We start from the raw sequence: 25,236 nt of genomic DNA on the forward strand, positions 1-25,236 counted from the left end.
TGATGCGTACGACACGTGTACTCGCGGGCGCGCTGCTCGCCGGGCTCGCCCTGCTCACTTCGGCGGGCGCCGCGGCGGCCGACGACCCGTCGGCGAGCCCTAGCCCGAGCGCCTCCGGGGACGGGTCCGGCCCCACCGAGGCCGGCACCACCTTCCGTACGGCGACGGCCGTCCAGCAGAACCAGCGCGCCACCGCCGGGGCGTCCACGGGTGACTACCTGTACTGGGTGTTCCCCGCCGACGCGGGCCAGCGGGCCACCGTCAAGGCGAAGATCACCCTGCCCGAGAGCGCCACCCGGCACGGCGCGTCGACCTGGCAGGTCGATGTGTACGACGGGCTGCGGCGCCGGCAGGCCTGCATGTACGGCCGCCAGACCGGCAAGGCCGGGGCCGACGCGTCGACGGTCGAGCTGACCTGTGTGCTGCGGACCGTCCGTGCCTGGTCCGAGCCGTGGGCCAACGACCCGCTGCCGGGCAGCTACTACGTACGCCTCACGGTCGTCGATCTGCCGTCGGCGGACCTCGGCCTCCCGGTGCAGACCGAGGTCGAGATCACGGCGGCCGACCAGGGCGGTGCCGGCGATGTGGACGGCACGCTCGCCAAGCCGTTGGTCCCCGGCGTGTCCTCCGTCGAGCAGGCCTCGGACGGCTCGACGGACGCGGGCGACGACACGACGTCCAAGGTCTCGCTCGGCAGTGAGCCCGAGGACGGCTGGGCCTCGGGCTGGTGGACCGACCGCTGGCTGTGGACGGTCGGCGGCGGGGTGCTGGGGTCGCTCGCAGCGCTCTTCGGCTACTCCCTCACCCGCGGCGGCGGCCGCCCGTCCCGGGTCCCGCCGGGCGTCTGACCGCGCACCTCGCGGGACGGGCTCCGACCAGGGGCCCGGCACACCGCAGGACCGCACCTCCGGACGGGCCGGGTCCCGGGCCCGTCCGGAGGCGGCGGACAGTTCCTTCTCCGCCACCCTGCCGCCCGCCCCGGCTCCCGGGGCGGCATCGCGCGACTACCCTCGACAACTCACGTACCGCAGAAGGCCGATGACATGTTCCACGGCGGGCGGTACCGCTGAAGTCAGGTCGCCGCGCACCGAATCGGGTGCGCCACAAGGGAGCGGAGACTTTCATGTCCACGGAGACCGGCCAGGCCGTCGATGCCGAGCCGCGGAGCCACAGGATCGTGCCGGGACCGAAGGGGCTGCCGTTCCTCGGGAGCCTGCCGCAGTTCGGGAAGAACCCTCTCGCCTTCTTCGAGCGGCTGCGCTCCCACGGGGACATGGTGGGCTGGCGATTCGGCCCCAACTCCTGTGTGTACATAGCCGATCCGGACTGCATAGGCGAGCTGCTCACCGAGACGGAACGCTCCTTCGACCAACCGGCACTGGGCATCGCCTTCCGGACCGTGATGGGCAACGGCGTGGTTGTCGCCCGCGGCACGGACTGGCGACGGAAGCGGTCACTGGTGCAGCCCTCCGTACGGCCCAAGCAGGTGCGGTCGTACGCGGCGACGATGGCGAGCAGCACGGTGGAGCTGGCGGACACCTGGTCGGGCGGTGAACGCATCGACGTCAAACGGGAGATGGCGGCGCTGACGCAGCGGATCGCCGTGCGCACCATCTTCGGCGTCGACACGGCGGCCGACGCGGAGGCGATGGGCCGGGCGATGGATGTGGCGCAGCAGGAGATCGGCAAGGAGTTCGCCGGTATCGGCGCGCTGTTGCCGGACTGGGTGCCGACTCCCGGCCGGGCCAGGATCAAGAAGGCCGCGGCGGTCATCGACGCCGAGGTGGGCCGGGTCGTCGCCCGTCATCGCGATGGCGGGGACGAGCGCCCCGACCTGCTGAGCCGGCTGTTGACCGCGGTCGACGAGACGGGCGCACACCTCACCGACCAGGAGATACGCGACGAGACGGTCACGCTGTACATCGGCGGGCACGAGACGACCAGTTCCACGCTGGTGTGGGCCTGGTATCTGCTGTCCCGCAATCCGCGGGTGCGTACCGCGCTCACCGAGGAACTGGAGCGGGTGCTCGGTGACCGGGAGCCGGAGTTCGACGACTACGCGCGGCTGACGTACACCCAGTCCGTGGTCAAGGAGACCCTGCGCCTCTACCCGACGATCTGGCTGGTCACCGGTGTAGCGAAGGAGGGTGCGCGGATCGGCGGTGTGCCGATGCCGGAGGGCACCCGGGTGTGGACCAGCCAATGGGTGACCCAACGCGACGCGCGATGGTTCCCCGAGCCGGAGGAGTTCCGCCCCGAGCGCTGGGATCCGGAGACGGGCGACGACATCGCGGAGTACGCCTGGTTCCCGTTCGGTGGCGGCCCCCGGGTCTGCCTGGGCACCCGGTTCGCGATGGTGGAGGCAGTGCTGATCCTGGCCGTGCTGGCGCGCCGTTTCGAGCTGGACGTGGACCCGGGCGTCATCGGTCCGGTGCCGTCGCTGACGCTACAGCCGGACCGGGAAGTGATGGCGACGGTCCGGACACGGTGAGGCACACGGGGCGGGGTGCCGCGCGGTGGGGGCGCCGGTCCCCCTGGGCCGCCCCGTAGGCTGCCGCGGCCCGAGGCGCCGCACGCCGTCCGTGCCGGTGCTGCTCGGCACGGCGTGCGACGAGATGCCGGGCACCAGCCGCAGGCACCACGACCGGACGGGTGGTCGGGCCCATGAGCACGACGCGTGGATCTGGGCCGTGGCGCTGCTGGCGGCGCTCGTCACGGGAGCACTGATGGTCACCGCCTTCGTCCTGCGCACCCGCGGTCGCGCGAGGCGGGACGGCGCGACAGGACCCGGGTGACCCTCCCGGGTCCGGACGCGCACCCCGTCCCGGCACCGGACACATGGCCCGTCCCGACACCAGATATGCCGAACCGATATGTCCGATCTGTCGCGGAGATCGGGTCATGCGGTTCACACTGTCCATGTCGGTCCCACCGGCCGACGGGCCGCCCGGCCGTTTCCGCAGGCTGTCGATCCAACGGGAGAAACACCATGCGTCTCCGCTCCGCTCTCGCCGCCGCGCTCTCCGTCACAGCCGCCCTGACACTGACCGCCACCGCGGCGTCGGCAACGACCGGCGCCGCGTCCGCCGACACCACGAGCCGCCTCGGAACCTGCCAGGAGAAGGACCTCGAAGTGCACGCCGCACCCGGCGGACAGCGGAACGTCGCCCGTCTTAGCGTCACCAACAACGGCGACCGGGCCTGTGTGGTGGACCGGGTCCCCACCATTACCTTCAGGGGCCTCGACGGCTCCGCCGAGGCCGTCCCGCCCGCCGGGAGCGGACCCTACGCACTGGCCGGCGGCGAGCGGGCGTACGCCGCCGTGCGCACCGCGGACCCGGCGGCCGCCGAAGGCCACGTCGTCGGCAGCCTGTCCGTGGCGGCGGACCCCTCCCATCTGGGCGTCGCCTTCCGCGCGGCCACCGTGGGCATGCCCGAGGGAGTCCACGTGTGGGTGCCGGTGACCACCCTGTGGCAGGAATCGCGCACCGCGGCGGACAGCGCGCTGGCGGACGCGCTGGGCTGACGAGCGGGCTCTGCGGGCCGGGCGGGTCCTACAGGCCGTAGGACGTGCCGCCGACCGTCCGCCGCGGGTCGGGGGCCGTCGTCGCGCACAGCGGCCCGCCGTCGAAACCGGCGTTGACCAGGGCGGTGGCACGGCCGGCGGAGTCCACCAGCTTCAGGGCGTGCCACCGCGGCAGCCAGAACACCCGTCCGCGGTGCTCCGTGAGCAGTTCCGTGAGGGCTGCCGGAGCATGCGTCCACACCTTCGGCAAGTCCTCGGCGTGGTCGAAGGCGGGGCGCAGCCCGACCCAGCCGTCGGCGCCGACGTCACCGGAGGTGAGCAGGAGTTCCACGGCCTGGCCGGGCTCCTGGTGGCACTTCTTGGCATGGATCCAGTGGACGTGGTGGCCGGGGCCGTGGCTGGAGCAGCCGTCGTTCCGGATGAGGTGGGGGAGCATGGTTCTCCGCCTTCCCGAGATCATGGACCCCAGGTGCTCTGCCCCGATGGTCCGCTGTTCCCCATACGCCGCGCATGAGGCCGGTCGTCACCCGGAGCACCCGCAGCGGAGCGGGGTGCCGTCCAGTTAGCCGGGGCTGTGCACTGGAACTCATGACCTGCGAGAACTGTATCCCACGAGCGACGGTGCCCGACGGGTGGTCAGTTCTCAGAGGCTGTCGGGTGACCTCGGATCGGAAAAGCGGACGCGGTCTGGTGCGTGCGGTTCCAAGGCGGAGGAGGGAGGCGACGCGGAGCGTCGGCGACCGACGACAACGCGGGAAGCGTGCGTGCCAGGGCGTGGCCGCCCGGTCCGAGATCACCCGACAGCCTCTCAGCCGTGCAGCAGGACCGGGAAGGCCTCCATGTCGTTCTGCGTCATCACCGGCAGCTTGCGGACCTGTTCGTCCGCGATGGCCGCCCGCAGCCCGGGGAAGCGCGCGAACAGTGCGGGCAGGGCGATCCCGGCCTCGACCCGGGAGAGCGCCGCCCCGGGGCAGATGTGGGGGCCGTGACCGAAGGTCATGTGGCGGATCGGGGTCGGCCGGGTGATGTCGAAGTCGTCGGCGTCCGTACCGTGGTGCTCGATGTCGCGGCCGATGGCGCGATAGGAGATCACCACTCCTTCGCCCTTCGCGATCACGTCGTCGCCGATCCGGATGTCCTCCGTGGCGAACCGCATCAGCAGATGGGTGGTGGGGGTGTCCCAGCGCAGGGTCTCCTCGATCACCGTCTCCCACGGGATCTCGCCGTCGAGCACCCTACGCAGTTGGTCGGGGTGGGTGAGCAGGGCGCGTACGGCGTTCAGGATCAGCCCGATGGTGGTCTCGTGACCGGCGGCCACCATCGCCTTGAGATTGCCCACCACCTCTTCCTCGGTGAGCGGTTCGCCGCCCTCCTCGGCAAGGATGAGCGCGCTGGTGAGGTCGTCGGTCGGGCGCGCGGTCCTCTCCCGTACGAGAGCGGCGTAGAAGACGTCCAACTCGGCCAGCAGCGCCAGGCGTTCCTCCTGCGGGGTGAGCATGGAGAAGAACGCCTTGTACCGCCGCATCAGCATGGGGTGCTCGGCCTCGTCCACGCCCATCAGCATGCCGACGACCCGCATCGGCAGCGGCTGGGCGAAGACGGACTTGAGGTCGACCACACCGTTCTCGCTCCTCTCGCCCTGCTCGGCGAGGGCATCGAGCAGTTCCTCGGTGAACTTCTCGATGTCCGGGCGTATCTCCTCCAGCCGGCGCGGCGTGAGTGCCTGGGAGGTCTTGGTACGCAGTCGCCGGTGCTCGGCACCGTCCACCGTGAACATGGAAAGCCCGGCGTCGATCATGCCGATCAGCGGCCACTCGTGCGTGACCTCGCCGCGCTGCCAGAGTCCCCAGGCGTCGAGGTCCTTCACCAGGCGGGGATCGACGAGCAGTTGGCGGGCCAGGGCATGCCGGGTGACGGTCAGGGCCGGAACGCCGAGGAGCTCGATCCCGGCGAGCGGACCGGCGTCACGCAGTCGCGCCGTCTCACCGTCCAGGTCCTGGACCAGCGGGTCGATGACGACGGGCCCGCCGCTCGAAGCGGCCTCCCGGGCAGCGGCGTGCGGGCAGTTCAAGACAAGTCTCCTGTCGGGCGCACGGGGGCGAAGCGGACGGGCAACGCGGTCATCCCCCGCAGGAAGGCGGACTGCCGCCGGACCAACTCCGGTGCGGGCACGGACAGTTCCAGGTCGGGAAGCCGGTCGAGCAGCACCTCGATCCCGGTGCGGGCGATGATTTCGGCGATCTCCTGCGCGGGGAAGGGGCAGCGGTATTCGCCGTGGCTGAACGCCAGGTGCGCGCTGTTGCCGCGCTGGCCCGACGGCCCTCCCGCGGCGGAGAGATGCTGCCGGATGTGCGGATCGGCGTTGGCGGCGCCCAGGCCCAGCAGCAACATGTCCCCGGCACGGATGCGCCGGCCTCCCAGCCCGGTGTCGCGGGCCGCCCAGCGACCGGCGAGAATCTGCGTCGGGCCCTCCTCCCAGAGCACCTCGTTCATGGCTTCGGCGACGCTGTGCCGGCCGCCGGAGAGCGCGACGGCGAACTGGTCGTCGGTGAGCATCAGCCGGAGCGAGTTGCCGATCCAGTCGGCCGTGGCGAGGTGCCCGGCGGCCGTGATGGCCATCAGGTCGAGTACGTACTCCTCGTCGGTGAACTCACCGGCGTACGCCAGCATGCGCGAGGCCACGTCGTTCCCGGGCGCGGCCCGCCGTGCCGCCAGCAGCCGCTGCATGTGTTCGCCGAACCGCAGATGGGCCTCCTGCGCGCCCGGTCCGCCGTCGGCCAGATCCCGGAGCACCTCGGCGATCCGCGGCCCGTCCGCATCGGGGAATCCGACCAGACGGGCGAGGACGAGCACCGGCAGCGGCACGGCGAAATCGGCGACCAGGTCCGCCGTACCGCGGTCGCAGAACCCGTCGACGAGCCGGTCGGCCAACTCCTCACAGGCCATGCGGAGTTCGAAGTGCTCGACCTCCTCCAGCGCGTGCCCGACCATCGCGGCGTGACGCCGGTGCTCGGCCCCGGCGGTGAAGTAGATGGAGGGCATCGGGCGGCCGACCATCGGTAGCAGCGGCCAGTCCTCGGGGATGTTCCCCCACTGGTTCCACAGCCCGACGTCCCTGGGGAACAACTCGCCGTCGCTGGTGACCTGGTGGAGTTCGCGGTAGCCGATGACCAGCCAGGCCGGAACCCCGCCCGGCAGTTCGACGGGTACGACAGGTCCGTGTTCGCTCCGCATGGCGCGGTAGACGACGTGGGGTTCGGTGTGGAACCCGGGTCCGCCGAGCGGCACGGCGGACGTACCGCCACCTGCCGGGCAGCCTCCGGCGGCGGGCGGCGGGGACATGGACTGGCGCTCGGGCACCGCGGATGCGGGCGTCGTCATCGTACGGAATCTCCTGTGACGAAGGCTTCGCTCGTTGCGGTGGTCGGATGATCAACGCGGCTTCACTATAGGGATATTCAGTGAGCCTTTCGGCACTATTCACGACCAATCTCGCCACTTTTCCGATCCGAAGAGCCCGCTTTCTGAGCATGGCTGATCAAAAGGGCGGGGATGTGCCACGCTCCGGCCGCGCACGCCCACCGTGGCGCGGCCATGCGACGCATCGGCACGGGCAGGCATGGAGCAGCCACCGGAACGTTGACATGCACCGGTCGCACGGTGAATTCTGATGCGCGAATCTCCAGCGTTCCAAGCATGTCTGCGCAGGCATCACCTATTTCACTGTTCGGTACGAACGGAGAACACTCCTTGCGGATCCTTCAGAACCGTCCCAGCCGGACGGCGGTCGGCACGCTGTCGGTGATCGTCCTCGCACTCACCGCCCTGACCGCCCCCGCGCCGCAGGCGCACGCCGCGGCCACGCCTTCGGGCACCCTGGACAGCGCCACGAAGAACGTGACATGGCAGAGCCCGGTTTACGCCAAGGGGACCGTCGACTCTCCCGCCAAGTGCGGCACGGCCGCCGAGGACCCCGACAACGCGGTCTGCGCCCGGTTCGACCTGACTGTCGACCCGCCCGCGGGTCAGTGGGACGACAACCCCGAGGGCGGCGTCCCCGTCTCCATCCAATGGGAGACGCCCACGGACGACTTCGACATGTACATCTACGACTCGGCCAATAAGCAGGTGGCTTCCAGCGCGGGCACCGCCGACCCCGAGTCCACGGTCATCCCGAAGGCCTCCGGGACCTACCACGTGGTCGTCGTCCCCTACGACGTGCACAACAACTCCTTCAGCGGAGAGGCCTACCTCCCCGAGGCCACCGATGCCGGGAACCTCACCGGTTTCAGCGGTTCGCACGGCAGGTACGAGATCGAGGCCGGTGCGCTCAAGGCCCGCGCCGAGTTCTTCACCGACGACACCCTGCGGCTGCAGGCATCCCCGGACGGCGTACTCGCCGACCCGAAGGACAGCCACATGATCCGGCGGCAGCCCACCGCCCAGCCGCACACCAAGTCCTTCGACGCGGGCACCTACTACGGCATCCGCTCCAAGGGCGTGGTGATGCGCGTCTACAAGAAGCCGCTGCGCTTCGGCCTCTACAAGGCCGACAACCGCACGGCCATCTGGCAGGAGGCCGATCCGCTGCGCTGGACCGGCGGCGGCATGCGGCAGAGCCTGAAGCGCGGCACCGACGAACAGTTCTTCGGCGGGGGCGAGCAGAACGGCAGCTTCTCGCACCGCGACCAGGTGATGAACGTCGGCAACAACACCGACTGGAACGAGGGCGGTTACAACAACTCCCAGCCGTTCTACATCTCCACGGCCGGCTACGGCGTCTTCCGCAACACCATGACGCCCGGCATCTACGACTTCGACTCGCCGGTACGGACCGGTCAGCAGGAACGACGCCTGGACGCGTACTACTTCACCGGTGACACCAAGTCGGTCATCGGCAAGTACACCTCCCTGGTGGGCAAGCCGTTCATGCCACCGGTGTACGGGCTGGAGCCCGGCTCCGCCGACTGCTACCTCCACAACGCCAACCGGGGCGAGCGCCACACCCTCGACGCGCTGAAGGTCTCCGACAGCTACGTCGACAACGGGATGCCGCTCGGCTGGATGCTCGTCAACGACGGCTACGGCTGCGGATACGAGAACCTTCCCCAGACGGGTACGGGTCTCAACAAGAACCATGCCCAGCTCGGCCTCTGGACACAGAACGGCCTGCCCGACGAGGCCGAGGAGGCCAAGGCCGGCGTACGCGTGCGCAAGCTGGACGTCGCCTGGGTCGGCGGCGGCTACGGCTTCGCGCTGGACGCCTGCGACCAGGCCAAGGCCGGCATCGAGAACAACAGCGACGCCCGCGGCTTCGTCTGGCTGCCCGTCTCCTGGGCCGGTGCGCAGCGCTGCGGTGTGCTGTGGAGCGGTGACCAGAGCCTGTCCTGGGACTTCATCCGCTGGCAGATCCCGACGTATGCTGGCGCGACGATGTCCGGCATCGCGTACAACACGGGTGATGTCGGCAGCATCTACCGTCACGACCCCAAGATGTACACCCGTGACCTGCAGTGGAAGGCATTCCTCCCGGCCATCATGACCATGGACGGCTGGGCCGGTGACATCACCACCAAGCAGCCGCACGACCAGCAGCCGTGGCTGGACGGCGAGCCGTACACCTCCATCAACCGCAAGTACCTGCAGCTGAAGGAGCGGCTGCTGCCGTACATGTACACCCTGTCGAAGGAGGCCACGAGGACCGGCGTCGGCGCGGTCCGGCCGCTCTCGCTGGAGTACCCCGACGACCCGGCGACGCTCGGCCCGGACGCGAAGTACGAGTTCCTGGCCGGACCCGACTTCCTGGTCGCGCCCGTGTACAGCGACACGGACGTCCGCAACGGCATCTATCTGCCGAAGGGCACCTGGACCGACTACTGGACGGGCAGGACCTACCAGGGCCCGACCACGGTCAACGGGTACAAGGCGCCGCTCGACACCCTGCCGCTCTTCGTCAAGGGCGGGTCGATCGTGCCGATGTGGCCCAAGGGCACCCTGTCCTGGGAGTCCCGGGACAGGACCCGGCTCGGCTACGACATCCACCCGCAGGGCACCACGGACTACACGCTCTACGAGGACGACGGCGTGACGAGGAAGTTCGCGGAGGGAGCCTCGGCCACCCAGCACGTAAGGGTCCAGGCACCCGCCCACGGCAAGAAGGGCAGCACCACCGTCAGGATCGGTGCGAGCGTGGGACGTTACGTGGGCAAGGTGTCCGCCCGCTCGTACGACCTCACCGTGCATGGCGGGAGCGCCCCGTCGCAGGTCGTCATGGACCACAGCCGTCTGCACCGGCTGAACTCGGCGGCGGAGCTCGCCGCGGCCGGCTCCGGCTGGTTCACCGACCCGGCGACCGGGGTCACGGAGATCAAGACGCTGTCCGTCTCCACCGGGCGCGGCTTCACCGTCGAGCTGCGGAAGTAGGCAACGAGCGCAGCCCACGCATGCGCAACGGCACATGGCCGGGGGCCGTCTCCGGACGGCCCCCGGTCCGTGCGCCCGGCACGCTACGGCTTGCGGGCGACCGCACCGTAGATCGGCACCGGCTGCGTCTCCACCGGAAGATCGCCGAGGCTGAGTTCCGGATGCCAGTCGACGACCTGGACGAGGCCCGGCTCCACCACTTCCAGCGCGTCGAAGAACCGGCTGACGCCGCGGCGCGACCTCGGTACGAGCGTCACACCGCCCGCCGCGTACGAGGCCACGCCCTTCTCCACACTCTCGGGGTCGAAGTCGCCGGTGAGCTGCGACAGCACGAGGAAACTGCCGGCGGGAAGCCGCTCCACCAGCCGTTCCACCAGGGCGTACGCCCCCTCGCTCCTCCCCGCCCCCTCGCCGTCGCCGTCGCCGTCGCCGTCGCCGACGAAGTGCAGCAGGGCGATGAGGGAGAGCGCGACGGGCCGGTCGAAGTCGATCACGTCGGCGGCGAGTTCGAGGATCCTCTCCGGCTCCCGCACATCGGCGTCGAGATACGCCGTCACCCCTTCGGCGCTCCCGCTCAACAGCGCTTCGGCGTGGGCCAGGACGATGGGGTCGTTGTCCACGTACACGACCCGTGCGTCGGGAGCCACGCTCTGGACGATCTGGTGCAGGTTGGGCTCGGTGGGAATACCGGAGCCGATGTCGAGGAACTGGCGTATCCCCGCCTCGCCGGCGAGCCAGCGCATCGCACGGTGCATGAACCACCGGTTGTGGCGCGCGATGCGCTTCGTGTCCGGAGAGAGCCCGGCGATCTGTTTGCCGAGCTCCTCGTCGACGGGATAATTGTCCTTCCCGCCGAGGAACCAGTCGTACACCCGCGCGGGATGCGGCCTCGTGGTGTCGATGCGGTCCGATACCCGCTCGGCAGGCGGGATGGCGGACGACTGCTGCTCGCTCATGGAGACCTCCGAACGCGAAAGCGATCAAGCTATGGCCTTAACCTACCTGGGCGTCGCGAGAGTTATGGCCGCATACGTCACAGGGCATGTCTCGCCTGGTCGGCCCAGGGTTGTTTCCGGGTTGTCCCCCACTCGAGTCGGGGTTTATCCGGTCGCTCGGACGACGCCGACTCCGTAGGTTCTGAGGTGGAATCGAAACATCGTTCCCCGACCCACCTTCCGGAGGCTTGCCGGTGACCGCCCCAACCCGTCGACGGACGCGCGCCTTTCGCCCTCTCCTCACGGCCTTCGTGCGGTTCGTCGTGTGCGGTGGCGGAGTCGGGCTGGCGTCGAGCGCGGCGGTCGTGCTGCTCGGCGAGCGGATACCGATGGCCATCGCGAACGCACTGGTCACCGTCGTCTCCACGGTCCTCGCCACCGAGTTGCACCGGCGGATCTCCTTCCGGAGCGAGCGCAGGGGGTGGGGGGTTCACCTGCAGTCCGGGGTGACGGTCGCCGTGAGCTACGCGTTCACCACGGGGGCGCTGCTCTGCCTGTTCGCCGTGCGGTCCGATCCCTCGCTCCTGGTCGCGCAGACGGTCTATCTGTCGGCGTCCGCCCTCGCGGGGGTCGGAAGGTTCGCGTTGCTGCGGGTCGTCGTCTTCGGCGACCGGGTTCGAGGCTCTGCGCACGAGGACACGCTGAACAAGTCCACGGTGGCGATGGCTGTGTGACGCCCCCTTTATGGCCGTGCGGCAGGCGTGCTGGTTGACTGTCGTGACCGGTCGCGTGGGGCGGCACGGAGCCCGCGGGCGGGCCGGGGCGGACGAGGGGCGTGCGGATGAGCTACGGGCGGGCCGGGTGGGTGCGGGTGCCGGTGGGGGACGACGCGGCACGGTGGGCGACCCGGGGCACGTGCCTGCGCGTGCTGGTCGTCGTGCACAACGTGACCGCCGCGACCCGGCTGCTCGATGTGCTGCCACTGTTCGACGACGATCTGCGGGTCCAGCTGCTGGTGACCTGTACGGGCTCCTCGGCGTTCGCGGCCGGCACCGCCGAATTGCTGGCCGACACGGGGATCCCGGTGCTGCCGTGGGAGCAGGCGGCCGAGACGCGGGTGGACCTGGTGATCTCCGCCAGCTTCGGCGGCCAACTGGACGTATTGTCCGGACAGTTGGCCGTCCTCTCGCATGGTGTCGGATACACTAAGAGGCTGGCGACACCGGACACCGGACACCGGACACCGGACACCGGACACCGGATCGGGGCGGGGGCGGGTGTGGTGCCTGCGCCCGTGTTCGGGCTCGCGCCTCCATGGTTGCTCTCGCCCCAGGGCACTCCCGTCGCGGACGCGCTCGTGCTGTCCCATCCCGAGCAGTACGAACGGTTGTGCCTCGCCTGCCCCGAGGCGGCGCCGACCGCGGTGCTCGCCGGGGACCCCTGCTACGACCGGATCCTCGCGGCACGGCCCTACCGCGAACGCTTCCGCCGTGCGCTGGGGGTCCGGCCGGGACAGCGGCTCGTCCTGCTCAACTCGACCTGGAGCCCCGAGTCGCTCTTCGGTGACGGCGGGAAGGCCCCGGACGGCGGCGATGTCGTCGCCGCCCTGCTGGACCGGGTCGCCGACGAGTTCCCCGTGGACGAATACCGGTTCGCGGCCGTACTCCACCCCAACATCTGGCACGGGCACGGCCCCGGTCAGATCCGTGCCTGGCTCGATCGGGCACGGCGCGGCGGGATGGCGCTGATCGATCCGCTGAGGGGGTGGCGGCAGGCCCTGCTGGCCGCCGATGCCGTGATCGGGGACCACGGATCCGTCACCTTCTACGCCGCCGCCCTCGGCACCCCCGTGCTCCTGGGAGCCGTGCCGCTCGACGCCCTCGACCCCGACGCGCCGATCTCCGCGTTCATGCGGGAGGCACCGCGGCTCGACCCCGGCGCGCCCCTGGCGGCGCAGATCGAGGAACTCATCGGCCGTCACCGGCCGTTGCCGGGGCCCGCCGAGTTCACCACCTCCGTGCCGGGCGAGTCCGCGGTCCGGCTCCGGCAGCTCTTCTACTCGATGATGGGTGCGCCGGAGCCCGGCCGGCCCGCATCGCTGGAGCCGCTCCCGCTGCCCGATCACGAGGCCGCGACGGCCACTGTCCCGTTGCGGGTCCTGTCGCGGGTGCTCGGGCCGGGAGAGGTCGCGATCAGACGCTGGGCGGGGTCGCGGCCGGAGGCCGGATCGGATCCCGACAGCGAACTGCACATCGCCGTGCACGAGGACACCCGTGACGTGGACCAGTTGGATCTGGCCGATGTCATCTTCCGGGAGGGCGCACCCGACGATCCACGCTTCGGCTCCCCGTCGGTCTGGACCGCCGAGGTGCTCCGCCGCCACCGGGGCTGTTCCCTGGCGGCCTATGTGACCGGCCCGTCCGCGTGCGTGGTCCGGGTGCGTGGCGAGGCGCCGCTCCGTCTGGAGGCGTTGCCCGTCACCGATGCGGAAGCCCCGTCCGCTACGGAGGACGTGTCCGCTGCGGAAGACGTGTCCGCCGCGGCCCCCGCCGCGTACGCCTCTGCCTTGCACGCCTGGCTGACCACCGGCGGTCACGATCCGGCCGCGGCCGGCCGGCGGCTCGCCCGGACGGTGGCCGAGGGACTCGCCGTGCGGACGGGTGCCCGGCTCCACCGCGTACGGGTCGTTCCTCTGGCACCTCCAGAAGCAAAGGGGTGAGTGGGCCGGGAACGAGGGTTCACCCGGTGACGCAGGCCTCTCGCATACGCCGGAGGTACCGCAGTTGGTACTCCGCGTTCTGCCCGTCGAGTGTCGTGATCGCCGCCTCGATCAGCGGCAGCGCCGCTTCGGCGTTCTCCTCGTCCAGCCGGCTCTCGGCGAGGTCCGTGAGCGTCCGCGCCGTGTTGTACGTATCGCCGCTCGACCGGAAGTACCGCAGGGCGGTCTCCAGCTTCTCCCGGGCCTCCTCCCGCGGCCCGAAACCGCGCAGCGCCCGTCCGCGATGGCGCTCCAGCAGGGCCCGCGCACGCGGCAGGTCGGCGGTCCCCTCGTCCTGATCGCCCATGGTGTCCAAGATGCCGCCCGCCTCGTCGAAGCACTCGTACGCCTCCGGGTACCGCCACTGGCGCAGTCTCAGCAGCCCGAGGAACTCGACGGCCGAGGCGTGGCCCCGCTTGTGGCCGGCCGCCTCCTCGGCACGTGCCGCTGCCCTCGCCTCCGTCTCCGCCTCGTCCCAGCGCTTCAGCTCGGTGAGGGTATGGGCGAGTTGCGCGTGCAGCGCTCCGGCGTCGGGGCTCGTGGGGCGATGGGTGTCGGCGAGACGCGCACCTATGCGGAGCGCCGGCAGCAGCATCTCGTGGTGGCCCGACTTGAGCTGTAGTGGCCACAGGGCGCGGCACAGGCGTACGGCGGTGTCCGGGTCGCCGGACTCCTCGGCACAGCGCACCGCCTCGACCAGGTTGCCCGACTCCGCGAGCAGCGCGTCGAGGGCGGCGCCCCGGTCCTCGTACCTCCGCCCGACGCGTTCCTCGGCGGGCGCGGGGACGCGCCAGCTCTCCGGGAGCGCCTGGTGGGCGGCCGATGCCGCCAGATCGGCGTAGGCGCTCAGGGTGCGGGCGAGAGCCGCCGAGCACGCCGCGATTCCGTCCTCCCGGATCGCGACCGCCTCGGCGTGTGCGCGGACCCCGTGGCGGTAGCGGTAGCGTCCGTTGCCGCTCCCGCCGCCGCGCTCCAGGAGCATCCGGTCGGCGAGGTCCTCCAGGGACTCCGCCACGGCCTCAGGGTCCCGGCCGGTGGTCCGTGCGGCAGCGGCGGCGTCGAAGGCGGGCCAGACGCGCAGCGCCATCAGCCGGTACAGCCTGGCGGATTCCGGCGCCAGGAGCCGGTAGTTGTCCTCGGCGGCCCCTCGTACCGGGTCGCCGTCCGCCTCGGAACGGCGTGGCGGAAGCGTGGGTGCGGAGAGCTGGTACGCCGCGGCGCGCAGGGCGTACGGTGACCCGCCGCAGCGCTGGAGCAGCGAGGGCAGCGTGGCACGAGCGGCGGCGACCGTGGACTTGTCGGTGATGTCGGTGAGCAGCCGCACCGCGTCCCGGTCCGAGAGCGGACCCACGGGCACACGCACCGCGTCGATGCCGGGGAAGGGGGCACGGGCGACCAGGATGGTGAACACCCCGGGCGCCGGGGTGAGGAACGGCCGCACCTGCGGGGCGGAGTACGCGTGGTCGAGCACGACCAGGAGCCTGCGGTCCGCCACCCGGTCCCGGAAGAACTCGCCGAGCTCATCGGTCCCGGTCGGCATCTCCTCGTCCGGCACCCGCAGTTGACGCAGCAGCGCACGCAGTACGGTTCCGACGTCGCGCGCGCCACCGGCGCCTCCGCCGCCGAGGTCGGCGTAGATCTGCCCGTCCGGGAAGAGGCGGGTCGGCTGTGCTCCGAAGTGCACGGCGAGCGTGCTGGAACCCATTCCGTCCGGACCGTGCACCAGTGCGAGCCGGGGCCGTCCGTCCGGGCGGCGGGACGCCTCTCGCTGGAGTCGTCTCATCGCCTCCTTGCGATCCGTGAAGAACCTTATGGAGGCGGGGAGGTCGGACCGCGCGGCTGTGGCCGGGGCAGGGGTGCGGCGCACCCGTGCAGCGAACACGGCCCAGTGTGCGGCGAGTTGCGGATCGGCGCGGATCCGGTCGTGGACCATGCGGGCCACGTCGTCCCGTTCGTCAGGAGCCACGGGGGCGGGGACCTCACGGCCGACGATTCTCCGTACGGCACTGCCGGTGGACTCCCAGGCCCATTTGCCGGCCTCGTTGGCCATCCCCGAGCCGACCGCACCGAGTACCGCCGAAATCGCCGCCACCGAAGTGGGATCCAGCATGTCGCGCACTCCTCGTTCCCGGTGTTCCGCGCGGTGCGCCCTCCCCGGCACCGTCGCTGCCACCGTGCGGATCAACGTTAGCGTCAGACGGGTCAATGTCCTCCGGACATCGCGATGGTGATCATCCGGGCCGGCGCGGACCGGCCGTTCACCTGTCCTGAAATGGACCTTTCACCGATGTCCGGGCGGATTCGGCGCGTCGGTACCGCTGTCATGCCGCCGAGGCCGTCGAACGGGCCTCGGGAGTGTTCACCGGCCGCCACGTGGTGTTGGATATCCTGGCGGTTGTTCCAGGTCATCACGGCGAGCCCCGTCGGCCGTCGGCGCGCGGGCCCAGGCCCTGTCGTCAAACCGCGCGGCAGACGGCAGTTTGACGACAGGGCCCAGGGCCCGTCGAGGGGAGAGACTGTGCAGGGAGCAGCCGCACGCCGGGGTTCGGCCAAGAAGGCCGAGCAGGCTTGGCAGCAGGCGATGGGCCTGTTGCAGCAGGGCGACGAAGCGGCTGCCGCCGAACGGTTCTCGCTCGCCACCGCGCACGATCCGCTGGCCGCCGATGCCTGGCTGGGGCTGCACGCGACCGGGCAGCGTCAGAAGGAGGCGCTGGACGGCATGGTCCGCTCCGCCGGATCGTTCGGCGCCTTGCGTTCGAAGTTCGGGATGCCGCTCCGCTCCCGGTTCCAGCTCGGCCACTTCGTCACCTTCCGGCTCGAAGGCGCCCGTGACCTCTGGGTGGCGGCCATGACCTCACTGCTGGACGCCGGGAAGCTCGACGAGGCCTGGGCCGGGCTCTCGACGGCGCAACTGGACTGCGACGAGACCCGGTTCGTCTGTACGCGGTATGCCTTCCTCAAGGAGGACTGGTCCCTGGTCCTGCGTTTCGCCCCGGGGATCCGTGACGCGTTCCTGCACGACGAGGCTCAGCTGTACGTGGGTGCGGCGCTGTTCGCGCAGGGTGTCTGTCACGAGGCCCTGAACGTGCTGGCGGAGCTGCCGAGGAAGTTGGAGTCCGGGAGCCGTTTCGACGCGGAGGTCAAGTACTTCATGGGCCGCTCCCTGGAGTCGCTGGGCCGGCCCGAGGAGGCGCTGAAGCGGTACCAGTACGCGTTCCGGTGTGCGCCGGGCCTCTTCGACGTGGATGTACGGGCTCAGGCGCGTTCCACGGCTCCGACGGCTTCGTCGGTGGCCGGGGCACCTTCCACGGCCTCCCCCGCCCCTTCCGCCCCGTCCCCTGCGGGGACCCCGGAGGTCCGCACGGCCGCGCCCGCCTCCGCACCCACGGTCCCCGAGGCCGCTTCCGGTCCTCAGGAGGGCGACGGGGACGGGCTGTCGCGGGAGGAGATGGCGCGCCTGCTCGCGGAGGCCCAGGAAGCGCTGGACGGCATGATCGGTCTGGAGCCGGTGAAGCGGCAGGTCCTCACCCTGATCGCTCAGCTGCGCATGGCGGCGTTCCGGGAGGAACAGGGGCTGCCCAGCGGCGCCCGGCCCCGGCACTTCGTCTTCGCGGGACCGCCCGGCACCGGGAAGACCACCGTCGCCCGCATCATCGGCAAGGTCTTCGCCGGTCTGGGGCTGCTGCGTTCCGGCCATGTCATCGAGGCCCAGCGCGTCGACCTCGTCGGGCAGCACCTCGGATCCACCGCCATCAAGACCAGCGAGGTCATCGACTCCGCCCTGAACGGAGTGCTGTTCATCGACGAGGCGTACGCCCTGTCCAACAGCGGGTACAGCGGTGGCGACGCGTTCGGCGACGAGGCGCTCCAGGTGCTCCTGAAGCGGGCCGAGGACGACCGGGACCGGCTCGTGGTCGTCCTCGCCGGATATCGCGAGGAGATGACCGGTCTGCTCGCCGCCAACCCGGGTCTGGTGTCCCGGTTCAACACCCGCGTCGACTTCCCCTCGTACTCCGCGCAGGAGCTGCTCCTGATCGCCCGGTCCGTCCTGTCCGGTCAGGGCGACGAACCCGATGAGGAAGCCGCAGCCGCACTCGGCGACTTCTTCGCCGCGGCCGTGGACGAAGGCATGGCCGACACGCTGGGCAATGCCCGCTTCGCCCGGGAACTCTGCCAGAAGGCCGCCGCGCAACGGGATCTGCGGCTGTACGCCGAGCACGCGGGCGGCACGACGCCCACCAGGGAGGAGATCGTCACCGTGCTCGCCCCGGACGTGAGGGCGGCCCACCAGGAGCTCATGGAGTCCCACGGGACCCCGGCGTAGGGATCAGGGTGCCTTGAACAGCTCCGGGAATCGGAGGGCGAGCCAGGGCTTGCGGCCCCAGGCGAACACCTTGCCCCGGGCGATGGCGCCGTAGGGGTCGGTGCGGCCGAGCGCCATCAGGAAGAAGGTGACCGGCTCGATGAGGATGGTGCAGTCCGGGCGGGCCGGCGGTCGAGGAGTGACGGTTGCGGCGCCGCCGGTGAACGTGACACCGAATCGGGCGCCGCCCCACAGGCGGATCGCGTACCCGGCGGTGAGCCGGGCGGTGGCCGCGGCATCGGTGACCCTGGGCATGGCCGTCATCAGGAACGGCAGGGAGAGTGCGACGCGTTCGCGGTCGATCATGTGACGGCGCCCCAGCGCACGGGCGAGGTCGTAGCCGTGGCCGAGCATGTGCGTCAGCAGGTACGAGCCCAGCACCGCCCGGCTCATCGGACCCAGCGGGGTGACCACGCTCCCGGCCGCGGTGCTGTCCATGGCCGTGAGGCAGGTGTCCGCGTGCGCCACGATCATCCCGGCGAGCGGCTCGGCGGCCCGCTCCTCGAACCCGGCGAGCGCGCGCTCATTGGCAGCGGCCAGACTCTGCGGCGTGCCGTCCCCGTAGCCGCGTTCCTGCCCGGCCGCGAGCTCGGCCATCAGCTCGTTGGCCTGCGCCAGATGCGCCGCGGCCTCGCCCACCGTCCACTCCGAGCCGGGTACCGGAACGCTTGTGTCGGCAACCCCGCGCAACAGCGCTGCGATCTCCTCGGCGGTGGTCCGTACGGCGTCGCCGAGCCCTTCGGGCAGTGCGCCGAGTGCATCGTGTCCGGTCACCGATTCCATGTTTCTCCCCGCCTCGGCCGAGCCTGCTCGTCTGCTTGCCGACCTGATGCCTGCCCGGCTGTTGCCTGCCTGACGTGAACAGGCCGCCCGCGGTACACAACACCAGTCGGCGGGGCCTGCGGCAAGAGCCGGCGCCCATTCGTTTCAGCTGCGGCAAGACTGACGGCATCCGATGTCTACCCACGGGTAACTCCCCTGCTTTGATGGGCGGCACCACTTTCCACCCCCCTCCGAGCCGAACGGGAACCCGACCGCAGCCTGGGCCCCGTGCCGATTGTCCGGTGTCATGAGTGGTCTCCGTCCAGTCATCTACGATCACCGGGTGTGCGCAAATGTCATAGTCGCCGAAGACGACGAAATGCAGGCCGAACTCGTACGCCGCTACCTGGAGCACGAGGGTCACGCGGTCACGGTCGTCGGTGACGGCCTCGCGGCTCTCGCCGAGGTCCGGCACCGGGAGCCCGATCTGCTGGTGCTCGATGTAATGATGCCGCGGGCCGACGGTCTGGACGTGGTACGTGTGCTGCGCGCCGAGCACCGGGAGCTGCCGGTGCTGATGCTGACGGCCCGCAGCACCGAGGACGATCTGCTGCTGGGGCTGGATCTCGGCGCCGACGACTACATGACCAAGCCGTACAGCCCGCGTGAGTTGATGGCTCGGGTACGGACGCTGCTGCGGCGCAGCCGGCGGGGCGGTCAGGACACCGGTCCTGCCGCGAATCAGGCGCTGCGGGTCGGTGCGCTCATCGTCGATCCGGACCGGCACGAGGTGTCCGTCGAGGGCCGGTCCGTGGATTGCACACCCGGTGAGTTCCGGATTCTCGCCGCCATGGCGACCGAGCCCGACCGGGTCTTCACCCGGCAGCGGCTCCTCGAGGAGCTGCACGGTTTCGACCGGTACATCAGCTTCCGCACGGTCGACGTGCACATCATGAACCTGCGCAAGAAGATCGAGCCCGCACCCCGTCGGCCGGCCCGGCTGCTCACCGTCTTCGGTGTCGGCTACAAGCTGACGGACCCGGCGAGGAATGCTTCGCGTGCGTCGTGAGCAGCGGCGGACCAGGCTCCCGCTCCGCAAGAGTCTGTTCGGCCGTCTGCTGGCGGTGTCCGCGCTGGTCGCCGCCTGTTCGGTGGTCGCCACCGCCTGGCTCGCCGTGCAGACCACCTCCGGCGCCATCAAGCAGGAGCAGGGCCAGAATCTCACCGCTGACGCCCGGATCTACAACACCCTGCTCGGATATGCGGCGGGCCACCCCACCTGGGAGGGCGTCGACACCACCGTGCGCGACCTGGCGAGGCAGTCCGGCCGGCGGATCACGCTGACCACCGAGCAGCGCCGGCCCCTCGCCGACTCCGCTTCCCTCTCGTCACCGCCGGCGCTGCCGCCCCAGGCTTCGGCGATCGTCGACCCGCTGTCCGTGGACACCGCCCTGTCCCGGACGGTCGATCGGGCGGGTGCCGCGGCCGACCGTGTCGACCCGCGCGCGGTCGGTCCGTTCCGGTTGCCCACCGCCGAACGTACGGCCTTGCAGCGCGCCGCCGATCGGCGCGCGGCGTGCCTCAGCCGCGTCGGGGTCGCGGCGGACGTGGTCCGCGGTCCGAGTGGACGGCCGCGCGTACAGGTCGTGGGCAATGATCCGGACCGGGCTCAGGACACGCGGTGCACGTCCGACGACCTGGACTCCCCGACGGCGACCGAACAAAAGGCGCTGGACGCGCTCAATGGACTCGCCAACGCCTGCCTGAAACGTCAGGACCGCTCGGGCATCCAACTCAATCCGGACCTGTCCTGGGGTGACGGCACCGGGCCGGCGGACGCCCCCGTTCCCGCCGTCCGGGTTCCCACCCCCGTACCGAGCGTCCGGACCGGCGAGGACGACCGGGCCGCCGCCTCCTGCGTGGACACGGCGCGCCGGGAACAGCTCAGCTCCTACGTCGCCTCGCCCGCGCTGCTGTTCATCGGCGACGAGGGCGGCACGACCGTTCCCGGCTTCGACCTCTCCCCCGCGAACACCGCGAAGATCGCGGGCGCGGCGGCGCTCGTCCTGGCGCTCACCGTCGGAGCCACGGTGCTTGCCGGGTCCCGGCTCGTACGGCCGCTGCACGCCCTGACGGGCGCGGCACAACGGATGCGGGACGGGGAGGACTCCGCGCCCGTGCTGGTCGCCGACGACAACGAGATCGGCCGGCTCGCAGCGGCCTTCAACGACATGGCCGACCACCGCGCGCGTCTGGAGGCGCAGCGCAAGGACATGGTCAGCGACGTCGCCCACGAGCTACGGACCCCGCTGAGCAATATCCGGGGCTGGCTGGAGGCGGCGCAGGACGGCCTGGCGGAGCCCGACCCGGCGTTCATCGCCTCGCTGCACACGGAAGCCGTGCAGTTGCAGCACATCATCGACGACCTCCAGGATCTCGCCGCGGCGGACGCGGGCGCGTTGCGTCTGCACCCCGAGCCGGTCCGTATCGAGGACGTCCTCGCGCAGGTCGCCGCGGCGCACCAGGGACGGGCCGAAACCGCGGGCGTCGCGCTCTCGGCACTGTCGGCGGTGGCCGACAACCCCTCCCCCGTGATGTGGGCCGACCCGGTCCGGCTGCGCCAGGCCATCGGCAACCTGGTCTCCAACGCCGTACGTCACACCCCGTCGGGCGGACGCGTGACGGTGCGCGCGTACGGCGCGGGGGCATCGATGGACGTGGCGACGGCTGAAGCAGAGAGCGAAGAGGTCGTGGTCGAGGTCGCCGATACGGGCAGTGGCATCTCGGCGGAGAACCTGCCGCATGTCTTCGACCGCTTCTGGCGCGCCGAGAAGTCGCGCAGCCGCCGCACCGGGGGCAGTGGGCTGGGGCTGGCGATCGTACGGAAACTCGTGGAGGCGCACGGGGGATCGGTGAGCGCGGTCAGCGTCGAGGGGCAGGGCTCGGTGTTCACGCTCCGGCTGCCGGCGGATCCAGGAGGCCCGGCGGGTCCGATGGGTCCGGCGGGTCCGGCGGGTCCGGCAGACCCAATGGGTCCGGTCGGCCCGGCAGGTCCCACCGGCCCGGCGGAATTCCGACCGGAAGAGGCGGACGGCAGGGCGCCGAAGGGCGCGGACCAGGCCTGATGCGATGACCACAACGTTCTGACAGCTTCTTCATAACTTCACGCCAGCCTGTCGGCATGCCCCGCGCCCGGTGCGAACCAGACACCGGGCACCACCGGGGCCGACCTGGAATGGAGTCATCCCCATGCCCAACCGTCTCCTGCGCACCGCCGTCCTCGCCGCCGTCGCGGCGGGCGCGGTGCTCGTACCGTCCGCCGCGGCCTTCGCCGACTCCGCGCCCTCGCCTTCGGCTCCGTCCGTCGAGCGGTCCGCCGCGGCAGCCCCGGCCAAGAAGCCCACCAGCACTCCCGTACGGGGCTCGCAGCCGGCCGTGACACCCCGTGGGGGTGTGGCCGCCGGCGACAGCCCCGCTCCGGCCGTGGTCGAGGGCAGGAAGGCCGACGCCAAGGCTTCGGCCACCCCCGCTCCGCGCGGTGGCGTCGCCGCGGGTGAGCGGACGGCCGGCACCTCGGGCGACAGCACCACCGTGATCGCCGGATCGGCCACTGCCGCACTGATGCTCGCCGGAGCGGGAACCGTCGTGCTGCGCCGCCGCTCGGCCGCCCAGCGCAACGGCTGACCAGCCGGACCTCACGGCCGATACCCGGGAGCCGACCGGCTGCCGAGGCAGTCGCGACGCTCACCGCAGTCGCCCGTCCTTCGTGGCGCCGTCCGTTCCCGGGCGGCGCCACTGCCGATCTCCGCCCAGACCTGGAGCCCCCATGTTCCGCACATCGTCTTCGCTCCGACGCGCCGCGCTGCCGCTGCTCGCCTGCCTCTTCCTCGCCGGTTGCTCCTCCGATGCCACGGACGACTCGTCCGCCGCGGGGCCCGGCAGCAGCGCGAGCGCCGCTCTCGACGCTCCGGAGCAGACCGGTTCGAAGGGAGCCGGGAAGGCCGGGGGTTCCCGTTCCTCGGCGGCGGCCCCCGTCCGCGTCAGCATCCCGTCGCTCGGCATCGACAGCGAGCTGATGCGCCTCGGCCTCAACGGGGACGGCACCGTCGAGGTCCCGCCCGCAGACAAGGGCATGACCGCCGGCTGGTACACCGGCGGCGCCACTCCCGGTGAGCCCGGCGCCGCGGTCATCATCGGACACAACAACACCCGCTTCGGGAAGGCCGTCTTCCACGATCTCAAGAAGATCGGCAAGGGAGCGGACATCGCCGTCAAAAACGACCGCGGCGCGGAACTCCACTTCAGGGTCACCGGCACCGAGACGGTCAGCAAGAAGACCTTCCCGACCGAGAAGGTCTACGGCGCCACCAAGACACGCACCCTGCGTCTGATCACCTGTGACGGCGCCTTCGACGCCCAGGGCCATCCGGTGGACAACCTCATCGTGTACGCGAACCGGAGCTGACGGCGGCGCCGAGGACCTGTACCGGCGAAGACCTCACCACCGCATGCGGCGACCCCGGAGGCATCCGGAGCGGGCCCGCGCAAGCCCACCGACTGCCGGCTCTACGAAAGATCAGGTGCAGCTCTCCGTGGGGGAATCCGCCGGGTTCGGAAGGCTGGCTACGGATGTCAGCGCACGGTTCGACAAGAGCTGCGACAAGGCGGAGCATCGGCTCGCGGCCGGGAGCGTCGCAGTGCCAAGGCTGCCAGTGCCGCAGGGGCGCCCTTCGGTCCGCGGATGCCCGGGAAGGCGTTGATGTCGACCGCGACGGGCGCCCCCTCGCGGTCCAGCAGGTCGACACCGTAGACGTCCAGGCCGAAGACCTCCCCTGTGTGGAGGGCGAGTTCGGTCCAGGCCTGCGGAAGATCACGGACCAGTGGCGCGGACGGCGTACCGTCCGGGGGTACGCCCACCGGTCCCGGGCGCACCCCCGCGAACACCTCGCCCGCGATCACCCACAGCTTGTGGTCCCAGCCGCTGTTCGCGACGAACTCCTGCAGGACGACGGGCTCGTTGGGCCACTTTGCCGCGAGGTCCCGGAGCTCGGCCGGACCGTCCACGCGGGCGACCAGGTCCGCGCGTCGGCTGTGGCGGCTCTTGACCATGAGCGGGAAGCCGCTCTCCGCCGGCTCCGCTCCGTGGAGGGCTTCGGACAGCGCGTCCAGGGTCCTTGTCCGGGGCATCGGCAGGCCGGCGCCCTCCGCCACGGCGGCGATCCGGCTCCTGTCCTGGCACAGCTCCGTCGAGGCGGCGGAGTTCAGCACCCGGGCGCCGCGTGCTTCGAGGAAACGGGCCAGCGCCAGGGCCCGGGGGGTATGGGCCTTGAGGAGGTAGACGTCGGCGAGATCGTCCGGGGTCACCAGTTGCGACGGGGACCCGGTTCCGGTGTCCGGGTTCAGGAACGTCACCCGGTGCTTCGCCTCGGTCAGCGCGGAAGAGACTGCGGCGAGCAGTGGATGATCCGGCTTGTCGGTCAGCAGACACACCCTCATATCTGCGCGGCCTCCGGCACGGCTGCCAGCACGTCCGCCTCGGGGCCGGGGACGGGGTGCGGTTGAAGCCGACCATGGGGGATCTGCGGCTGCGCGGGAATGCGCGGGGCCGGGGCGAGCACGCCCCTCCGATCGGCGCCGCCCGCCCTGGCCAGGTCGAGGACGGCTCCGGCCAACCTGGATACGGCGTCGGGGACCTGACGGAAACTCGGGAAGTCGTTGATGTCGACGATCACGGGGCCGTCGGGACCGAGCACCACGTCGATGCCGTACAGATCGAGCCCGAAGACCGCTCCCACCTTCGCCGCCACTGCGGCCACCTCGGCGGGCAGGGGGACGGCTCCCTCGTCGACGGACCCGTCCGGGTGGAGCGGGGAGCGGCGCAAGGTCGCGTGAAACTCACCCGCGAGACAGTAGACCTTCAGATCGGAGCCCGGATTGGACACATAGGGCTGTGCGATGAGTTGGCCCTCCCCCGCCCGCTCCGCCTCCGCCAGCCGCCCGGGGTCCGCCACGAGCCGCACCCCGCGCCCCGAGCTGCCGTCGGCGGGCTTGACCACCAGAGGGAAGAGCTCGTCGGGAACATCCGCGAACAGCGTGGCCCTCGGTGCCGAATAGGTCACCGGAACCGGTAGCCCGTGCTGTCGAGCGATGACCGATGTGAAGACCTTGTCACGCACCGCGCGGATCGACCGCGCGTCGTTCACCGTGGTCAGGCCAACCGTCGCCGCGGCCTCCAACAAGGTGAGCCCGGGGCCGCCGGACACGGTCTTGAGCACCCAGGCGTCATGGGTCCCCGCCCTCACCTCCTCCGAGATCCGCAGGAGAGAGCCGCCGGGGCGCACCACGTCCACCTGGTGTCCCCACGACGACAGTCGCCGGACCACGTCAAGCGGCATGCCGTCATGCCGGTACAGCTCTTCGACGAGGAAGCAGAGCTTCATCCCAATACCCCTCGGTGCCCCATGCCTGA

21 protein-coding genes and 1 riboswitch are annotated in these 25,236 nt (G+C 71.1%); of the genes, 12 read left to right on the forward strand and 9 right to left on the reverse strand.

The window, feature by feature from the left end; translation table 11 throughout:
* Nucleotides 1-2 precede the first annotated feature (2 nt).
* From ACFVX4_RS14450 to ACFVX4_RS14465, 4 genes are all read left to right on the forward strand, one after another.
* Entirely contained in the window at nucleotides 3-848 is an 846-nt protein-coding gene (locus ACFVX4_RS14450; RefSeq protein WP_389976473.1) for a hypothetical protein, read from the forward strand.
* Nucleotides 849-1,123: 275 nt separating this feature from the next.
* Nucleotides 1,124-2,491 carry a cytochrome P450 gene (locus ACFVX4_RS14455; RefSeq protein WP_389976128.1) on the forward strand — a complete coding sequence of 456 codons (1,368 nt, stop codon included), beginning with the start codon at nucleotides 1,124-1,126 and terminating at the stop codon, nucleotides 2,489-2,491.
* Nucleotides 2,492-2,582: 91 nt separating this feature from the next.
* Nucleotides 2,583-2,795: a hypothetical protein gene (locus tag ACFVX4_RS14460; RefSeq protein ID WP_389976131.1), complete on the forward strand. Its 213-nt coding sequence runs from the start codon at nucleotides 2,583-2,585 to the stop codon at nucleotides 2,793-2,795.
* Between the two features lie 194 nt (nucleotides 2,796-2,989).
* Nucleotides 2,990-3,526 (forward strand): DUF4232 domain-containing protein, encoded by a 537-nt coding sequence (locus ACFVX4_RS14465; protein ID WP_389976134.1) that lies wholly within the window; start codon nucleotides 2,990-2,992, stop codon nucleotides 3,524-3,526.
* A gap of 28 nt (nucleotides 3,527-3,554) precedes the next feature.
* Here the strand turns inward: ACFVX4_RS14465 and ACFVX4_RS14470 are convergent, their stop codons facing one another.
* The 3 genes from ACFVX4_RS14470 to ACFVX4_RS14480 form a co-directional block, all read right to left on the reverse strand.
* Nucleotides 3,555-3,962 carry a hypothetical protein gene (locus ACFVX4_RS14470; RefSeq protein WP_389976137.1) on the reverse strand — a complete coding sequence of 136 codons (408 nt, stop codon included), beginning with the start codon at nucleotides 3,960-3,962 and terminating at the stop codon, nucleotides 3,555-3,557.
* A gap of 48 nt (nucleotides 3,963-4,010) precedes the next feature.
* Nucleotides 4,011-4,120: riboswitch (SAM riboswitch) on the reverse strand.
* A gap of 214 nt (nucleotides 4,121-4,334) precedes the next feature.
* Nucleotides 4,335-5,597 carry a cytochrome P450 gene (locus ACFVX4_RS14475; RefSeq protein WP_389976139.1) on the reverse strand — a complete coding sequence of 421 codons (1,263 nt, stop codon included), beginning with the start codon at nucleotides 5,595-5,597 and terminating at the stop codon, nucleotides 4,335-4,337.
* On the reverse strand, nucleotides 5,594-6,907 hold the full coding sequence (locus ACFVX4_RS14480; protein ID WP_389976142.1) for a cytochrome P450: 1,314 nt from the start codon (nucleotides 6,905-6,907) through the stop codon (nucleotides 5,594-5,596). Before ACFVX4_RS14480 ends, ACFVX4_RS14475 begins: the two co-directional genes overlap by 4 nt.
* Before the next feature lie 369 nt (nucleotides 6,908-7,276).
* Here ACFVX4_RS14480 and ACFVX4_RS14485 point away from each other — a divergent pair, with 369 nt between their 5' ends.
* A complete protein-coding gene (locus ACFVX4_RS14485) occupies nucleotides 7,277-9,949 on the forward strand; it encodes a TIM-barrel domain-containing protein (protein WP_389976145.1) in 2,673 nt (890 codons plus the stop codon).
* An 83-nt stretch (nucleotides 9,950-10,032) separates the two neighbouring features.
* Here ACFVX4_RS14485 and ACFVX4_RS14490 read toward each other — a convergent pair whose 3' ends face one another.
* On the reverse strand, nucleotides 10,033-10,905 hold the full coding sequence (locus ACFVX4_RS14490) for an SAM-dependent methyltransferase (protein WP_389976148.1): 873 nt from the start codon (nucleotides 10,903-10,905) through the stop codon (nucleotides 10,033-10,035).
* Between the two features lie 290 nt (nucleotides 10,906-11,195).
* Between ACFVX4_RS14490 and ACFVX4_RS14495 the strand changes: the two genes are divergently transcribed.
* Both ACFVX4_RS14495 and ACFVX4_RS14500 read left to right on the forward strand, forming a co-directional pair.
* On the forward strand, nucleotides 11,196-11,618 hold the full coding sequence (locus ACFVX4_RS14495) for a GtrA family protein (protein ID WP_389976151.1): 423 nt from the start codon (nucleotides 11,196-11,198) through the stop codon (nucleotides 11,616-11,618).
* Between the two features lie 107 nt (nucleotides 11,619-11,725).
* Entirely contained in the window at nucleotides 11,726-13,603 is a 1,878-nt protein-coding gene (locus ACFVX4_RS14500) for a hypothetical protein (protein ID WP_389976154.1), read from the forward strand.
* 19 nt (nucleotides 13,604-13,622) lie between these two features.
* On the opposite strand, the gene ACFVX4_RS14505 is transcribed toward ACFVX4_RS14500, so the two are convergent.
* Together ACFVX4_RS14505 and ACFVX4_RS14510 are read right to left on the reverse strand one after the other, a co-directional pair.
* Entirely contained in the window at nucleotides 13,623-15,752 is a 2,130-nt protein-coding gene (locus ACFVX4_RS14505) for a tetratricopeptide repeat protein (protein WP_389976156.1), read from the reverse strand.
* A gap of 92 nt (nucleotides 15,753-15,844) precedes the next feature.
* Nucleotides 15,845-16,051, reverse strand: coding sequence for a hypothetical protein (locus ACFVX4_RS14510; RefSeq protein ID WP_389976159.1), 207 nt, complete (start codon nucleotides 16,049-16,051; stop codon nucleotides 15,845-15,847).
* 109 nt (nucleotides 16,052-16,160) lie between these two features.
* Here ACFVX4_RS14510 and ACFVX4_RS14515 point away from each other — a divergent pair, with 109 nt between their 5' ends.
* Nucleotides 16,161-17,966, forward strand: coding sequence for an AAA family ATPase (locus ACFVX4_RS14515; protein ID WP_389976161.1), 1,806 nt, complete (start codon nucleotides 16,161-16,163; stop codon nucleotides 17,964-17,966).
* 3 nt (nucleotides 17,967-17,969) lie between these two features.
* Here ACFVX4_RS14515 and ACFVX4_RS14520 read toward each other — a convergent pair whose 3' ends face one another.
* A complete protein-coding gene (locus ACFVX4_RS14520) occupies nucleotides 17,970-18,788 on the reverse strand; it encodes a maleylpyruvate isomerase family mycothiol-dependent enzyme (RefSeq protein ID WP_389976164.1) in 819 nt (272 codons plus the stop codon).
* A gap of 286 nt (nucleotides 18,789-19,074) precedes the next feature.
* Here ACFVX4_RS14520 and ACFVX4_RS14525 point away from each other — a divergent pair, with 286 nt between their 5' ends.
* From ACFVX4_RS14525 to ACFVX4_RS14540, 4 genes are all read left to right on the forward strand, one after another.
* Complete coding sequence (locus tag ACFVX4_RS14525; protein WP_389976166.1) at nucleotides 19,075-19,836, forward strand: response regulator transcription factor; 762 nt, start codon at nucleotides 19,075-19,077, stop codon at nucleotides 19,834-19,836.
* Nucleotides 19,817-21,892 (forward strand): sensor histidine kinase, encoded by a 2,076-nt coding sequence (locus ACFVX4_RS14530; protein WP_389976169.1) that lies wholly within the window; start codon nucleotides 19,817-19,819, stop codon nucleotides 21,890-21,892. Before ACFVX4_RS14525 ends, ACFVX4_RS14530 begins: the two co-directional genes overlap by 20 nt.
* 124 nt (nucleotides 21,893-22,016) lie before the next feature.
* Nucleotides 22,017-22,451: a hypothetical protein gene (locus ACFVX4_RS14535; RefSeq protein WP_389976172.1), complete on the forward strand. Its 435-nt coding sequence runs from the start codon at nucleotides 22,017-22,019 to the stop codon at nucleotides 22,449-22,451.
* Between the two features lie 142 nt (nucleotides 22,452-22,593).
* Nucleotides 22,594-23,232: a class F sortase gene (locus ACFVX4_RS14540; protein WP_389976174.1), complete on the forward strand. Its 639-nt coding sequence runs from the start codon at nucleotides 22,594-22,596 to the stop codon at nucleotides 23,230-23,232.
* 167 nt (nucleotides 23,233-23,399) lie between these two features.
* On the opposite strand, the gene ACFVX4_RS14545 is transcribed toward ACFVX4_RS14540, so the two are convergent.
* Nucleotides 23,400-24,263: a RimK family alpha-L-glutamate ligase gene (locus ACFVX4_RS14545; protein ID WP_389976177.1), complete on the reverse strand. Its 864-nt coding sequence runs from the start codon at nucleotides 24,261-24,263 to the stop codon at nucleotides 23,400-23,402.
* Nucleotides 24,260-25,207, reverse strand: coding sequence for a RimK family alpha-L-glutamate ligase (locus ACFVX4_RS14550; RefSeq protein WP_389976180.1), 948 nt, complete (start codon nucleotides 25,205-25,207; stop codon nucleotides 24,260-24,262). Before ACFVX4_RS14550 ends, ACFVX4_RS14545 begins: the two co-directional genes overlap by 4 nt.
* Nucleotides 25,208-25,236 lie beyond the last annotated feature (29 nt).

Origin of the sequence: Streptomyces sp. NPDC058240 (assembly GCF_042882135.1) — a bacterium.
Taxonomy (GTDB): Bacteria; Actinomycetota; Actinomycetes; order Streptomycetales; family Streptomycetaceae; genus Streptomyces.

What these genes read in the sequence shown, in the direction of transcription:
- ACFVX4_RS14450 (WP_389976473.1), top strand. Translation starts at nt 3, where the DNA reads ATGCGTACGACACGTGTACTCGCGGGCGCGCTGCTCGCCGGGCTCGCC.
- ACFVX4_RS14455 (WP_389976128.1), top strand. Translation starts at nt 1,124, where the DNA reads ATGTCCACGGAGACCGGCCAGGCCGTCGATGCCGAGCCGCGGAGCCAC.
- ACFVX4_RS14465 (WP_389976134.1), top strand. Translation starts at nt 2,990, where the DNA reads ATGCGTCTCCGCTCCGCTCTCGCCGCCGCGCTCTCCGTCACAGCCGCC.
- ACFVX4_RS14470 (WP_389976137.1), bottom strand. Translation starts at nt 3,962, where the DNA reads ATGCTCCCCCACCTCATCCGGAACGACGGCTGCTCCAGCCACGGCCCC.
- ACFVX4_RS14480 (WP_389976142.1), bottom strand. Translation starts at nt 6,907, where the DNA reads ATGACGACGCCCGCATCCGCGGTGCCCGAGCGCCAGTCCATGTCCCCG.
- ACFVX4_RS14490 (WP_389976148.1), bottom strand. Translation starts at nt 10,905, where the DNA reads ATGAGCGAGCAGCAGTCGTCCGCCATCCCGCCTGCCGAGCGGGTATCG.
- ACFVX4_RS14500 (WP_389976154.1), top strand. Translation starts at nt 11,726, where the DNA reads ATGAGCTACGGGCGGGCCGGGTGGGTGCGGGTGCCGGTGGGGGACGAC.
- ACFVX4_RS14505 (WP_389976156.1), bottom strand. Translation starts at nt 15,752, where the DNA reads ATGCTGGATCCCACTTCGGTGGCGGCGATTTCGGCGGTACTCGGTGCG.
- ACFVX4_RS14510 (WP_389976159.1), bottom strand. Translation starts at nt 16,051, where the DNA reads ATGACCTGGAACAACCGCCAGGATATCCAACACCACGTGGCGGCCGGT.
- ACFVX4_RS14520 (WP_389976164.1), bottom strand. Translation starts at nt 18,788, where the DNA reads ATGGAATCGGTGACCGGACACGATGCACTCGGCGCACTGCCCGAAGGG.
- ACFVX4_RS14525 (WP_389976166.1), top strand. Translation starts at nt 19,075, where the DNA reads ATGAGTGGTCTCCGTCCAGTCATCTACGATCACCGGGTGTGCGCAAAT.
- ACFVX4_RS14530 (WP_389976169.1), top strand. Translation starts at nt 19,817, where the DNA reads ATGCTTCGCGTGCGTCGTGAGCAGCGGCGGACCAGGCTCCCGCTCCGC.
- ACFVX4_RS14535 (WP_389976172.1), top strand. Translation starts at nt 22,017, where the DNA reads ATGCCCAACCGTCTCCTGCGCACCGCCGTCCTCGCCGCCGTCGCGGCG.
- ACFVX4_RS14540 (WP_389976174.1), top strand. Translation starts at nt 22,594, where the DNA reads ATGTTCCGCACATCGTCTTCGCTCCGACGCGCCGCGCTGCCGCTGCTC.
- ACFVX4_RS14545 (WP_389976177.1), bottom strand. Translation starts at nt 24,263, where the DNA reads ATGAGGGTGTGTCTGCTGACCGACAAGCCGGATCATCCACTGCTCGCC.
- ACFVX4_RS14550 (WP_389976180.1), bottom strand. Translation starts at nt 25,207, where the DNA reads ATGAAGCTCTGCTTCCTCGTCGAAGAGCTGTACCGGCATGACGGCATG.